General features: G+C 47.6%; 16 protein-coding genes and 1 pseudogene. 12 read left to right on the top strand and 5 right to left on the bottom strand.

Annotation, left to right across the window (positions count from 1 at the left end; genetic code table 11):
* Positions 1-232: 232 nt before the first annotated feature.
* Entirely contained in the window at positions 233-1,102 is an 870-nt protein-coding gene (locus NGAR_RS13930) for a UbiA prenyltransferase family protein (protein ID WP_323444725.1), read from the top strand.
* Positions 1,103-1,115: 13 nt separating this feature from the next.
* Here NGAR_RS13930 and NGAR_RS13925 read toward each other — a convergent pair whose 3' ends face one another.
* On the bottom strand, positions 1,116-2,015 hold the full coding sequence (locus NGAR_RS13925; protein ID WP_148681505.1) for a hypothetical protein: 900 nt from the start codon (positions 2,013-2,015) through the stop codon (positions 1,116-1,118).
* Positions 2,016-2,488: 473 nt separating this feature from the next.
* Here NGAR_RS13925 and NGAR_RS13920 point away from each other — a divergent pair, with 473 nt between their 5' ends.
* The 8 genes and pseudogenes from NGAR_RS13920 (at position 2,489) to NGAR_RS13895 (ending at position 7,336) form a co-directional block, all read left to right on the top strand.
* A complete protein-coding gene (locus NGAR_RS13920) occupies positions 2,489-4,171 on the top strand; it encodes a B12-binding domain-containing radical SAM protein (RefSeq protein ID WP_228369194.1) in 1,683 nt (560 codons plus the stop codon).
* Positions 4,165-4,371, top strand: coding sequence for an NAD(P)-binding domain-containing protein (locus NGAR_RS19135; protein WP_323444724.1), 207 nt, complete (start codon positions 4,165-4,167; stop codon positions 4,369-4,371). The genes NGAR_RS13920 and NGAR_RS19135 overlap by 7 nt, the downstream gene beginning before the upstream one ends.
* A gap of 250 nt (positions 4,372-4,621) precedes the next feature.
* Entirely contained in the window at positions 4,622-4,864 is a 243-nt protein-coding gene (locus tag NGAR_RS13910; RefSeq protein ID WP_015020418.1) for an NAD(P)-binding domain-containing protein, read from the top strand.
* A 191-nt stretch (positions 4,865-5,055) separates the two neighbouring features.
* Complete coding sequence (ftsZ, locus tag NGAR_RS13905) at positions 5,056-6,135, top strand: cell division protein FtsZ (protein WP_228369193.1); 1,080 nt, start codon at positions 5,056-5,058, stop codon at positions 6,133-6,135.
* 124 nt (positions 6,136-6,259) lie between these two features.
* Positions 6,260-6,427, top strand: a complete 168-nt coding sequence (locus NGAR_RS17865) for a hypothetical protein (RefSeq protein ID WP_015020416.1) — start codon at positions 6,260-6,262, stop codon at positions 6,425-6,427.
* Positions 6,424-6,474 (top strand): annotated as a pseudogene (locus NGAR_RS19455) (hypothetical protein); the annotation flags it as partial. The gene NGAR_RS17865 and the pseudogene NGAR_RS19455, both read left to right, overlap by 4 nt.
* A gap of 11 nt (positions 6,475-6,485) precedes the next feature.
* Positions 6,486-6,803, top strand: coding sequence for a type VI secretion system tube protein Hcp (locus NGAR_RS13900; RefSeq protein ID WP_266190282.1), 318 nt, complete (start codon positions 6,486-6,488; stop codon positions 6,801-6,803).
* 227 nt (positions 6,804-7,030) lie between these two features.
* A complete protein-coding gene (locus tag NGAR_RS13895) occupies positions 7,031-7,336 on the top strand; it encodes a hypothetical protein (RefSeq protein ID WP_148681503.1) in 306 nt (101 codons plus the stop codon).
* Here NGAR_RS13895 and NGAR_RS13890 read toward each other — a convergent pair.
* On the bottom strand, positions 7,333-7,956 hold the full coding sequence (locus NGAR_RS13890; RefSeq protein ID WP_015020413.1) for an HD domain-containing protein: 624 nt from the start codon (positions 7,954-7,956) through the stop codon (positions 7,333-7,335). The genes NGAR_RS13895 and NGAR_RS13890 overlap by 4 nt on opposite strands.
* A gap of 1,191 nt (positions 7,957-9,147) precedes the next feature.
* Here NGAR_RS13890 and NGAR_RS13885 point away from each other — a divergent pair.
* Positions 9,148-9,342: a hypothetical protein gene (locus NGAR_RS13885; protein ID WP_148681501.1), complete on the top strand. Its 195-nt coding sequence runs from the start codon at positions 9,148-9,150 to the stop codon at positions 9,340-9,342.
* Between the two features lie 539 nt (positions 9,343-9,881).
* On the opposite strand, the gene NGAR_RS18550 is transcribed toward NGAR_RS13885, so the two are convergent.
* Positions 9,882-10,274, bottom strand: coding sequence for a hypothetical protein (locus tag NGAR_RS18550; RefSeq protein ID WP_015020409.1), 393 nt, complete (start codon positions 10,272-10,274; stop codon positions 9,882-9,884).
* A 108-nt stretch (positions 10,275-10,382) separates the two neighbouring features.
* Here NGAR_RS18550 and NGAR_RS13875 point away from each other — a divergent pair, with 108 nt between their 5' ends.
* Positions 10,383-10,748, top strand: coding sequence for a hypothetical protein (locus NGAR_RS13875; RefSeq protein WP_015020408.1), 366 nt, complete (start codon positions 10,383-10,385; stop codon positions 10,746-10,748).
* Between the two features lie 10 nt (positions 10,749-10,758).
* Here NGAR_RS13875 and NGAR_RS13870 read toward each other — a convergent pair whose 3' ends face one another.
* Together NGAR_RS13870 and NGAR_RS13865 are read right to left on the bottom strand one after the other, a co-directional pair.
* The gene (locus NGAR_RS13870) at positions 10,759-10,992 is read right to left on the bottom strand and encodes a hypothetical protein (RefSeq protein ID WP_015020407.1); all 234 of its coding nucleotides are present in this window, start codon (positions 10,990-10,992) and stop codon (positions 10,759-10,761) included.
* A complete protein-coding gene (locus NGAR_RS13865; RefSeq protein WP_015020406.1) occupies positions 10,979-11,356 on the bottom strand; it encodes a hypothetical protein in 378 nt (125 codons plus the stop codon). The genes NGAR_RS13870 and NGAR_RS13865 overlap by 14 nt, the downstream gene beginning before the upstream one ends.
* Before the next feature lie 276 nt (positions 11,357-11,632).
* Here NGAR_RS13865 and NGAR_RS13860 point away from each other — a divergent pair, with 276 nt between their 5' ends.
* Positions 11,633-12,451, top strand: a complete 819-nt coding sequence (locus NGAR_RS13860) for a DUF72 domain-containing protein (RefSeq protein WP_015020405.1) — start codon at positions 11,633-11,635, stop codon at positions 12,449-12,451.
* Positions 12,452-12,802: the final 351 nt, after the last annotated feature.

Here is a 12,802-nt window from a genome sequence, read left to right as displayed (position 1 = left end):
TCTAATTGAAATCTTATAAGGATTTTAAAAATATATCTTCTATATTTGAAATATCTCTTTATATGACTACTTACTCTTAAAAAGAATCTTTTGCATCATTCCATGAGTCTTTTTGTGGTTTCCAATTTCGGCAAAAAGAGAGGCGAAAAGTCCTGTTCATGGATCAAGCCATAAGTCAAACCTAAACAATAATTGTTCGCTGGGACGACAGCTCCACCCTATTGTAGGTCTTGTGCTCGTCTATGCAAAGCTTTTCCTTGGTTATGTAAAGGCGCGCTCTAATGTTTACATATTCCCAGTGGCATCACTCATATCACTACTTATAGGATCACATGGAAATCCCGATCCTCTAATTGCGCTTTTAGCAGCAACCTCCTGCTACCTTTGCGCCCTTGCGACTTATGTGTACAACGATATTACCGATGTACAGGTGGACAAGATCAATAGGACAAATAGACCATCAATCACCCGAAGCAATATCAAGGGCGAGCTCGTTAAGCTGGTGACCATTCTGTATGCTTGCTCACTGGCGCTAGCAGTATTCATAAACATTCCTGCCTTCCTCATAGTAACCACCTGCACCATAATGGGAATCATCTATTCCCATCCAAAGCTAAACCTTAAAGAAAAATTTCCTTTCAAGACTGTGTTAACTGCAATGGGAGCAGGATTATCTTCACTCTATGGTGGGGTGGCCATTCAGGCTGGTATCTTTTCCCTGCCGGTGATCTATGCTTCGCTTTCATTTTTTGCGTTTTTCTTCATCTTGGGCCCTCTTGGCGACATAGGAGATTTGAGAGGCGACAGAGTCGTAGGAAGAAGAACATTTCCCATCGTCATTGGAATGGCTCCAACTCTGGCGATGATGTTCTCTGTGCCGGCAGCGATAATAGCATCAATAACCATCCTATATTGTCTCTATAGCGGCAGCATAAATATGGTAGGGTTCATGACTGTTATTGCTACATGTTTTACCACCTTGGCACTGCTCTTCATCATATGCAAAAAACTGGATCAGGTTTCCCAGATCAGATCGACTAGACACAGGATGAGAATTCTTCACGTTTCTTTGCAACTGTCGCTTCTGCTGTCATTCCTGTAGTAGCTACCGCGCGTCATCTGCTGCTTTTTTCTGGAACGTTGTCGGAGGCTTGAAGCCATAGTTTATCGTAAAAATCCATAAGCTGCTTGCATATGCCTTCATCATTTGTGTAAAGCGCCCCGGTGAATTTTTGTGGGCTGCTTGAGTCCACAAGTTCTACGCCTGCTTCTTTGCCATCTATCAACATCATGCTGAATGGAACACTGGTAACGCGTCTATTCACGCTGCTCGGATACCACGGGTCTTTTACGACGTTCATCCGTTCTGCAGCGTTCTTGTCTAGCATTTGCAGCCCCTTTTTTTCCATCTCCAGATAATGCGTCACCATGCCCACATCGGCCAGTATCCTTACATCAACTCTGGATTTTGCCTTGAGAAGAATAGTGTTTATCAGCGTTTCATTGTAAAATCGAGTAGCAAACACGATTGTGTTCCGAGCAAGATCTACACAGCGGGCTATTTTTGAAGCGGACGCCTCGTAAGACCAGAAAATCTCGATCTTTGGTGGAGAGATCGTTCCGTTACGGCTAACGCTGCTACTTGCGGCGTTCATGATCTTGGCGACAAAATTGTCGATGTCATAGTCAGAGAATCTGCCAGCGTGCTTTAGGATCTCGATCATTTCCAGCTGTTTTGTATCCTTGATCCGCTCGAAGAGCGACAGCACATATTCCTGATAAATGATTCTCCCAAGAACAGTATGAGAATATCTGTTACCATACCTGCTAACAAGGCCCGCGTCAACAAGCTGTCTTAGCCTTGTATAGTACATTTTCCTTGATAGCCCCACCTTTTGTGGCGCGGATGATTCTGCCTCAATGCCATCCTTTGCAAGAAGAAAAAGGTTCAGGCTCTCCTTTTTGGATATGGCCCGAAATAACTTTGATACCTTGTCTGCTGGCTGCTGGTCCAATTCCAATGGCAAATTAGCTACTAATAATGAGAGAGCGTTCTCTATAACGTTTTGGATATTTGCAACCTTTGACAAAAATTTACCTAAAGTAGATACAAATATAACAATCCAATGAGCGTGTGCTATCATTAAACAGTATTTGTAACCCAATAGTCGCAGATTCAAAATATATCTGCAAACTTAAAAGCCGATAAGCGCGAAATCTGTCCAAGAAATGAATGATTGGTTTTTTATTGTCATGAAATAAAGAAAATGAAAAAGTACGTCAATTAGCCGCAAGCTCGTTGAAACAACGGTCTCTGGATGCATGCAAATGAACCAATCGCGCATAGCCAAGCTTCTTCAAATCCTAACACAAACCGCCCCAAAATATTGGAAACCTTTTAATGCATCTGTAATCATTTTCTCTTAAAAAGGGATTTAGAGCGTTGGGAAGGTATCCTAAGGTTGTTCTTACTGCAGATCGCACATTGATGTCGCCCTACAGGGGGATTTCGCTTGCCTCATTCTTTGGGTGCGCTCCGGCCCTCGACTTTAACAGGGACCACAACTCATTCTGGTACCATGTGCTTGGCAATCAGGTGACCCCGAGGATGCTGTTTGACTTTATCTGCAACCCCATTGATCACACCAACGGCCATGCCAATTATGCTCCTTACGGCCTGAGGAAGGTCGAGGCCGCGCTTTTGAGGGACGGCTATAGCCGCGAGGATGTGATCGTCGCCCACCCCGATCACGTCGAGAAGTTCATCGGGCCCGAGACAGAGGTCGTCGGGACGTACGAGATGGATCCGCTTGGCATGGGGCCGGTTACCATGACGTTCACATACGGCCGCAAGCACATGTCATATGACGAGTTTTACAATCGCGACTTACACCATAGGATAAACGCTGCCAAGGCGAGAACCGGAAGCAAGGCCAAGGTCGTCGCCGGCGCTTCAGGCACGTGGCAGTACAACTATGACCCAGCCAAGATCGAGGAATATGGCCTCTATGGCATCGTAGAGGGCGAACTCGGTGGCATCGGACCCGAGATCGACGGCGCGGCAGGCGCGTTCTTTGACGCGCTCATCGCAGGCGAGTTTGACACGGCCAACCCGTTCAAAAAGAGCCAGTTTAAAGTTGAGATTAAAGAGTTTGTCAGAAACGACAGGACTCTCCACGGCAGGTTCATCCACTACTGGAACGAACCCTCGGTGGACGAGATTCCAAACATCGTTAACCCGAGCATGCACGGCATGATCGAGGTCATGCGCGGCTGCGGCCGTGGCTGCAAGTTCTGCGACGTGACCCTGAGGCCGCTGAGGTATTACCCTGTTGAGAAGGTGCAGAAGGAGATCGAGGTGAACATGAAGTACGGTGGCCTGAAGAACGCTTGGGTTCACAGCGACGACATTTTCGTCTACGGCCTCAACCCAAGGACAACAAAGAACATGCAGCCAAACAGGGAGGCGATAGAGGAGCTGTTCAAGGGCATCATGGCGACAGGCATCGAGCACACGAACCCGACACATGGGACACTTGCCGGTGCAATTGCAGACGAGAGGCTCATCCCCAACGTCTCAAAGATAATCAAGTCCGGTCCTAACAACCACATCGGCATCCAGTGCGGCTTTGAGACAGGCAGCATAAGGCTCATCGGCAAGTATGCCGACAGAAAGCTCTCGCCGTACAGGCCAGACGAGTGGCACTGGGTGGTCAAGAACGGCATCAAGACGCTCAATGAGAACTACTGGGTGCCCGCGTTCACGCTCATCATGGGGCTTGACAACGACGAGACACCAGAGGACAGCTGGGAGACAATCCGGCTTATCCACGAGATTGAGATGGAGCAGCCAGACAGCAAGTTTACGACGACTCCTCTCACGTTTGTGCCTATAGGCCTGCTTGAAAAGTCGGACTTTTATGATATTGGCAACACAATGGATCCGGCAAAGCTGGGCGTCATGTACAAGACCTGGCAGCACAACTTCAAGTACGGCATCCAGAAATTCATGAGCAAAGTAGGGCGCGACAACCCGATAAAGAACTGGTTCTTTACGCAGCTGGCTTCGACCCTTGGCGGCGTTCCACTGTCGGCCATGGAAAGGTTTGCGAGAAGAAAGGGACCAGAGCACGAGCGGGTCATTGAAAAGATAAAGGCGAACTACTGGTAATAACTTTTTTAGACGCAGCCGCCTTTACACACATACATACAACAGCAGGATATGAAAGTAGGCATCTTGGGTCTGGGGACATGGGGCTCAAGCTTACCGACAGTTTTGTCGCAACTGGGCGCACGATCAAGATAGGGACGCGCAAGCCGGATAAAGTCGCATCATGGGCAGGCCAAGCACGACAGCAGCAGGGCATCTGATGGAAGCTCTGCAGAGGCTGCCTCATTTGGAGAAATCCTCATGCTTGCAATTCTGTGAGAAGGGACTCCGAGCGCATTGCAGATGGCCGGCCTGAAGAATTTTTCAGGCAAGGTTGTGATCTACGTTACCAACCCACTTGATTTTTCAAAAGGCGTGCCGCCGGGGTTGGCCGTAGGCTAAACTGATTCTGGAGGCGAAACTGTGCAGCGCCTGCTGCCTGAAGCCTGAGTTGTCAAGGCGTTCAACATAGTGGGCAACGCGCAGATGTTCCGGCTTGACTTTCCGGGCGGGCCGCTGACCATGTTCATATGCGGAAACGACAAGTGCGCCAAAAAGTCGGTGACAGAAATCCTTGACATGTTTGGCTGGGAAACCGTCGACATCGGCGGGATAGAAGGATCGCGCCTGCTAGAGCCGCTTGCAATGCTGTGGATAACGTATTTTTTCAAAACGGGCATCGGTAACCAGGCCTTCAAACTGCTGCATAAATGAGATCCTGTGCGCCGCAGGTTCATCCCCTGTCGGCAAAAGTGCCGTATTTAACGAGTTGCCAGAAGCCGGCAGATACGTACAGAAGAAATCGGCTGCAAAAAACGGGAAATTTGGTTGTTAGTATTTAAGCGACGTCATTAATTCCTTCTACTAGCTACTGTTTATACCCGCAGTTACTTGTAATGGCTTCTATGAGTCATTTAATTCCAAACAACGTAACGCCGGAATCAGTAATGGAGCAAGAGACTATTCGCGCAGCAATGGAAATGGCAAAACCAACGGTTTGCGTAATCGGGGCAGGGGGCGCAGGCAGCAACATTGTCTCATGGATCAAGAGCAAAGGGATCTCGGGAGGCAAGCTGATTGCTGTTAACACAGACGCGGCACATTTGGGTATCAGCAAGGCTGACAGGAGGATCCTGATAGGTCCGAAACTGACACAGGGCAGGGGCTGTGGAGGCTATCCTGAGAAGGGCATGCAAGCAACTCGTGAGAGCATGTCGGAAATCACAAGGGAAGTGCAGGGGTCGAATATCATTTTTCTGTGCGCAGGCCTTGGAGGCGGAACAGGTACAGGCGCAATCCAGATTCTCGCAGACGAGCTGAAGAGAGCAACTGGCGCGTTGGTTGTAGGCGTCGTCACGCTGCCGTTCGCAGTTGAGCGTTTTAGGTACTCGATGGCAAAGGAAGCGTTGCTCAGCCTGCAGAGGTCATGCGACACAGTCGTTGCCATTGACAACAACAGGCTGACGAGAGTAGCAGGCAACCTGCCGCTGCAGCAAGCACTGGGCGTTGCCAACGAGCTGGTCGGCCAGTTCATCAAGGGAACGACAGAAACCATAACCACGGCATCTCTCATCAACATCGACTTTGCAGACCTCACCGCAATCATGGAAGGCAGGGGATTGGCCGCAATTGGCGTTGGCTTCAACGACGGCATTGACAGGATCGAGCAGGCGACAAGGATGGCGCTTGACACTCAGCTCTTGGACGTCAAGGACATGTCTATGGCTCACGGTGCACTCGTGCACGTAACTGGTGGCGACGACATTACTCTCGAAGAGGTCACAAGGGCAGGAGAACTGGTCACGAGGTCATTGCCACAGGACGTCAGAATCGTGTGGGGAGCAAGAGTCGACCCAGCGATGAAAGGCAAGGCACGCGTGATGGTCGTTCTCACAGGCGTGGAAAGCACCTTTGGTGAAGTACCCAAAGTCGCCCAGGCGCCGGTGCAGGAAGAAAAGAAGAAACGTTTCCTTGGAATGTTCTAAGGGGAAGCCAAAATCTTCCTTTTTCTTTTTACAGTCAAGAATGTTCTAGAATCTCTCTCCATATATCTTATCTGCATACCGGCGCTACCGCGGGAAGCATGACAAGGAAAAGACAATCCAGCTAGTGGCTATTGCTGCTGCCATCCTGCTCGGATCGGTAGCTGCGGTCTCTGGCCTTGGAAAGGCGACAACAGAAATAGCGTCCACAGATGACGACCAGCGCGATGTTCTGGCAGATATTTTCGCGCTGCAGTATGCAGATGCGGCACAGGTCGACTACTTCCTAAGATAGATGGAATCAATAGCGAGTCGACAGACAACAAGCACAAAAACGAAATCGACATTCTATCTTGGAGCTGGGGAGTGAGCAACACCGGGTCACACCTAGTTCAGGCGGTGGCGGCGGTGCAGGCAAGGCTACCTTTTCTGATCTGAATATTATGAAGACGCTTGACAAGTCTTTGCCCAAGCTCTTTGAAGCAGTCGCAAGCGGCGAGCACATAAGGGAAGTCAAATTCTCCGGCACTACAGACACGACCAACAAGAAGACAAGAGGGGACTACTTCATAATTACGTTGACGGACGTGATTGTGACTCGTACCAGCAGAGCGGATCAGGTGGAGACAGCAGACCCACGGAAAGCATCAGCTTCAACTTTGCAAAGATAAAGGTGGAATACAGGCAGCAAAGAGCTGACGGAAGTCTGGGCGATCCGGTCACTGCAGAATGGGACATGAAGAAGAACGCGACAGCGTAGTAACGGCGCCACCTATCCTTTTCTTTTTTATCTTCAAACGCAAAATTTCTATCTAAACTATGCCTGATAGCATATGGGAACTGCCCGCTCTTGCATATGTTATATTATATATTGTGTGAATTCATAATTACTGATATAATGCCAGACTATTTTGAGATAGACAGGCTGGTAGAGGACCTTGCCAAGATATATTCCACCGCATGCGCAACTTCGTGGTTCAAGGTAACGGGCAACAAGCGCCCTACAAAAGAAGAGTTTCGGAGCAAGGTCGTCGAGTTCATGAAGCATTTTGAGTACACGCTTGGCACCTTTCCTCAGACACCGGCGGCGGATCAATTCAGGGAGCACGCAAGAAAGAGCCTTGAAGGCGAGATCGCCCACGTGCTTGCCGGCGAGAACAAGGACGTAGAAAAGCGCTACAAGTACTACGTCGACTACAGCTAGAAGATCTCTTTTTGCATCTGCCCGATGAACAGCTCCATGAACTTGGCCCGCTCCTGTGCAATTTCTTGGGCAGTCTTTGTGTGCATCGATTTTTTCAGCTTGAGCAGCTTTGTCTGGAAATGATCAAGCGTCCACTCCCTGTCGTTTAGCTCTCTCTTGGTTTTCCAGAACGGATCGCTTGGGTTGTAGAATGCCCTGTTCTCTGTCCCGCCAACACTGAACGTCCGTGCGATTCCTATCGCGCCAAGCGCGTCCAGCCTGTCGGCGTCCTGCAGTATCTTACCTTCCAGAGTTGAAGGGACGAGCCTCTTTGAGTAGCTGTGTGTCCTTATGCAGTAGCATATCTTGTCGATCTTGTCATGCGGGTACCCGTATCTCTGCAGCCACTTTTCTGCTAGGTCGGCGCTGTCGTCTGCCGATTTTGATGTCTTGGCGCTTCCCTTAGGATACACGACCAGATCATGAAGGAGAGCCGCTGGAAGCAGTATTGTCAGGTCAGCGCCCTCGCAGCGGCCTATAATCTCGGCGTTCTTGTAGACACGCATTATGTGCTGGAAGTCGTGCGCCGGGTCGCGCCCCTCGAGTGCCTTCTTTACTCTCTTTTTGATTTTGTCCAGCATTATAATCTGTTGACCGGTGTTTTGATTGCACTATAATAAAAGTAGCTTGGAGAGAATACCACCAAAATCTGGCGCGCGGATCCAACGAGATTTTTGTCATTACGTGGTAATTCTATTAAAGCTCATTTACGAACAACAAGCTTACTGCAGTGCACTCGACAGCGTGCCTAGACTTCCTCCATCCTGCAATAATATTTCATATAGGCCACAGAGTGATAGATCACAGAAAATGGCATTGACGCACGATCCGATCCACAAAGGTATAATGATCCTAAGGAGCGCTGTACCTCATTATTTTAACTACTTGTAGCTTATCAACTACTACTCTTAGGGCAAATATGGGATAGGGGCTAAAGAATGACCAGAAAATTCGCGATGATAGATTATTAGTAGTAATGTAATTCCTGCAGGTCACAGATATGAACGCTATAAAGTCTGTGGGCAAGTTTGTAACGGCAACAACAAACAATATTCCCTATAATTTGGGGATGTCATTTTGGCAGTTGCATACCACCACCTACTTCCAAATAGTTGCATAGTTATACGAAGGTCACAGAGGCGGAAACAATAATGCAGGACGGCTGCGTGTTCTGTCGTGGCTGAGACATGCATAGCAGCAATACGTGGTCGTTTTTGACGAATTGCCATCTCCGATCATAATGGACAGAATAGTATGCTGCTAACAAGGGAATATTCTAGAAAAGCAGGATCTAAAGCAGGAGACAAAAAGCAGGCAGGAATATATGCAGCTGGCAGTCAGGCAGTAGTCCAGCTTCAGCCTCATTTGACAAATGCAGAGTGTATGTGTGTATAAGGCAGGAGATGGAAGAGAGACAGCAGTAGTAGTAACAAGAAGCAGAGTGTTGGAGCAAAGAAATATGCAGATGTAGTAAAAAAAGAAGGTGATGACTCGCAGTGCCTATACCAATCCCTCTAAATGATCAGATACCAAAATATTGGTAGTAGCAATGGTATACGACAAGCGTACGTTTCAAAATCAGCTTTTGATGTACACATTCTTAAAGAACCATCCAAATGCAGACCCGTCGTTAATCGACCGAATGATTGGGAGTATGATGAGGCAGAGAACTTTATGTATCGGCATCATCCTTAGCAAATGATAAAAGAGCCAAAAAAGTGATTTGCTTATAGCGTTAACAACAGCGGCATCTACTACTACTGCATATGCACATGGCTGACCTGACAGATAGGCAGCACTACTGTAAGTATTGCAGCAAGGAATTCAAGCCAGAGAGGTCTACCAGAAGGTATTGCTCTGATGGTTGTAGAATCAAGATGTGGTATAAAAGGAACGGACGCAGCAGGAGAAACAGAAAAAGCAGCAGCTCTGGCAGAAAGGCAAAGCAGAAAAAGCAGGCGGAATAGCCGCAATTGACAGAGGGGAGACATACATGCAGTTTATGCAGTAAAGATGCAGCAGTACCAAGTAAGAAAGCAGAGTGAATGCAATCAAGAAACGGAACCACTGCATTCCAAGTTGTCGTTTCTAAAGGAAAATGATACACACCTTAGATGGTTATATCATGCAAATGTTCCCGTAAATATCACCTAGATATCTGGGTTATATCTAGTGATATTCATTATTGATAGTAGAGTCCCCCTATATACTGCCATGCCAATGCTGCTATAGACAGGTAGACAGTGTTATATTGCCATGCTCGTATATCAAAGGGCGCTTCCTCCTTTGAAGAAAGGCAGGTACTATCAAGACTGAATATATTATTATATCAACGAATTGGAAATGCAGATGCCAGCGGTTTAAGCAGTAATCATCGCTACTTGTCGATTAGACGATCTGCCCTTATTTTGCGAGTTGAGATCAAACGTTCCGTAGCTGAAGCAGAAGAAGCCGAATAGGCAGTTATGTGCTGATCTCCACACATTCCTTCTGACAGAGTGTAAATCTATAACCATTTAGGAGTAGGACAGGTGATCTCTAGATCTGCGGCTCCGTTCTTTCCTGCCAACATTCCAGACAAAAGTTGCCTTCTTCTTGAAAGATAAATGCTTCTTGGCCACACATATCGCAAGTTATCGCTATATCCTCTGGTAAAAGCAAGAGTGCTGCAAAATTGTCGATAATTTCTAACATTGTCGCGCTCCTCTTCTAGTACTTTTTCTGTACCTAAGTCGTCTATTGCAGCATGGACAACGTATCCCTTCAACATCAAAATATTTGGTGCATTCCGTACAGTATCTAAGGCCCAATGCATATGGGCTTGGAGATGGAAAGCAAGGGTATGCCAGTTTTTCACATAAATTTTTGCAAGGCAATGCCAGAAGCTCAGAACGACCAATTATAACAGAGCTGGCACTTTAGGGGGAGGGAGGGCAACATGTTCCAACATGTGGGCACGTGCCATATACTATATAAATTTCCCATGTCATAACATGTACTACGCGACATGGTCAAACGCGGCGGCAAAGAAGTGGTAACGGTTGAAATCTTTAAGGAAACATATGATGTCATGAAGGCCAATGCTGAAAAGAAGCGTTGGAACACAAAGGACTACATCAATATGGTGTTGATGGAGGTCATTGAAAGGGACAGATTCCTCCAATCTTATGCTCCTTCGCTGTCCAAGATAGGCTACGAGCACAACATCTTGTTCATCAGAGACGCCAAGAAAAGCAAGACTGCCGAGATATACCTGAGGGACCGAGCCCTTTACTGCAACGTTTGCGATTCCAAGGACTGCGTCCACATCCATTACGCCTTGGCGCTTCCAGAAACGGCCAAGCTGTTCCTTCGCAAGCCCATCAGAAAATAGAGCTATATAGCTACGCATTGGCGTGAAGGCAGAGGAGGGACGACTGTTCCCTCGCGACTCTGTACAGCTCGTCTGCCTCTTCATCGAACGCCTCTATGCGATACTCATCGCCATTAGCAAACGAGACCTGCACGACGCAGTAAGATATCCCGTTTTGCATGTGCCCTGACTTTGCAGAGATCTGGCTCACGGCTGGCGACAGCAACAGCTGCTGGAAGGCATCTATGCTGTTACGATACACCATTCCTTCTTTTTCCCTCCAGCGAGATCCACAGCATAAAGGCGATCTTTTTCCTCAGCCTGCCGTACTTGCCGGCGCTGGTGAACTGTATCAAGTTGCCGCACTTGCTGCAGCGCACTCTCTTTGGGTGTGCAAGGTTCAGATGGTACAGCGGCAAGAGCTTGCATATGGGGCACCTGTAGTGAGTGAGGAACAGCCTTTGTATGGGCTCAAGCCCCTTGTAGTTTATGCCCTCTATCATGCAGAGTTGCTCGGCCTTTTGGCTCAACAGCAGGTCCGGCGATGCGCTGATGCCATCGAGCAGCATTGCCCATGCCTCCCTTTCGTCAGTGTATCCGATCTGCCTCCCTTCAAAGTAAGACGACATATGCATCAATTGACGGCACCGTGTGCTATAGGACTTGATAAAATGCAGTTCTTCCTTCTAGACAAGGCTTGTAGGCAGTACCGTTGTCATACTATTGTTAAAACACATTTTATAGTAATCATAATTGTACAACCATGACCTTATGCAATATTCATATAATAGTGAATATATCATAGAAATTCCAATATTCTTATGAATATGTGCAACTTTATCGATCGCAGCAAGAAAGAATCTGGATTGATCTAGTTATTATCCTGCTGATCTAATCGTGTATTATTGACGATACTGTCAGGCACATGCGGCTGGAGCTACCAAGAGTGGGTTGGCGCATTCTACCCAAACAACAGGGTTGCCAAACTACCCTTTTACTCCCGCATTTTCAATTCCGTGGAGGTCGACTCGTCGTTTTACAGGGCTCCTTCAAAGTCGATGGTTGCCGGGTGGATAAAAGCGACGGGCCCGGATTTCAAGTTCTCACTCAAGATCCCCAAGTCGGTAACTCATGACAAGCGGCTGGCAGGAGCAGAAAAAGAGTTTCTTGACTTTGTGGAACTGGTGGAACCGATGGCAAGAGTGGGCAAGCTGGGCTGCCTGCTGGTACAGCTTCCGCCTGACTTTACGTTCAAGGAACGTGGCAGTCTTGAGTCGTTTCTGAGCCTCCTTCCAAGGGATATTCATTTTACAGTCGAGTTCCGGCATGAGTCGTGGAACAGGAAAGAGACATGGGAACTCTTGGAAAAATACAATGTCGCAAACACAGTGACAGACTCGCCGATCGAATTTCTATCAAGGCCAGTTGTTACAGCCACAACGCATTCATACGTTCGGTGGCACGGTCGGGGCAAGTCGATATGGTACGACTATACCTACTCGGAAGAGGAGTTGCGCCCATGGCTTACCAAACTGCAGGTCATGGAAGAAAGAGTCCCTGTGGTCTATGCCTACTTTAACAACCACTACCACGCCAGCGCGCCGACCAACCTGCTGCAGCTGCTGGAGATGAGGGGAGAAGACATGACAGACGCCCAGAAGAAGGTCAAGGCAAGGGCAGAGCGCCACGAGCACAGAAAGGCTGTCAAGATAACAGACTTTTAGCGAGATAAAGAGTATGGATAATACGCACCTTTTGACAATAGGGGAGAAACATAATTTTGCTCTTCAATTTTTAGACTTAGATTCTTTCGTATTTGGTTTGGCTAGTATATGCATGGGAACATCAATTGTATTATAGCTCAAGTTATATCCTTCATTGTCGAACGGTGTTTATCGGTTTTGTTCAATTTGCAGATATGCTGGATTATGAACAATAGATAAGACCTGATAACTTAACTGTGCCCTGAAAGGACGCCGTTTCCGCAATGGTAGAATTTGAATTAGAAAAGAGACTCAAGGAAACCAGATCAGCTTATGCCATAGAAGAAAGCTATTACTGATTAAATCAGAAAA

This window comes from Candidatus Nitrososphaera gargensis Ga9.2 (assembly GCF_000303155.1).
Lineage (GTDB): Archaea > Thermoproteota > Nitrososphaeria > Nitrososphaerales > Nitrososphaeraceae > Nitrososphaera > Nitrososphaera gargensis.
Note: the sequence above shows the minus strand (reverse complement) of the source record. Positions and strands in the feature narration are given on the sequence as shown.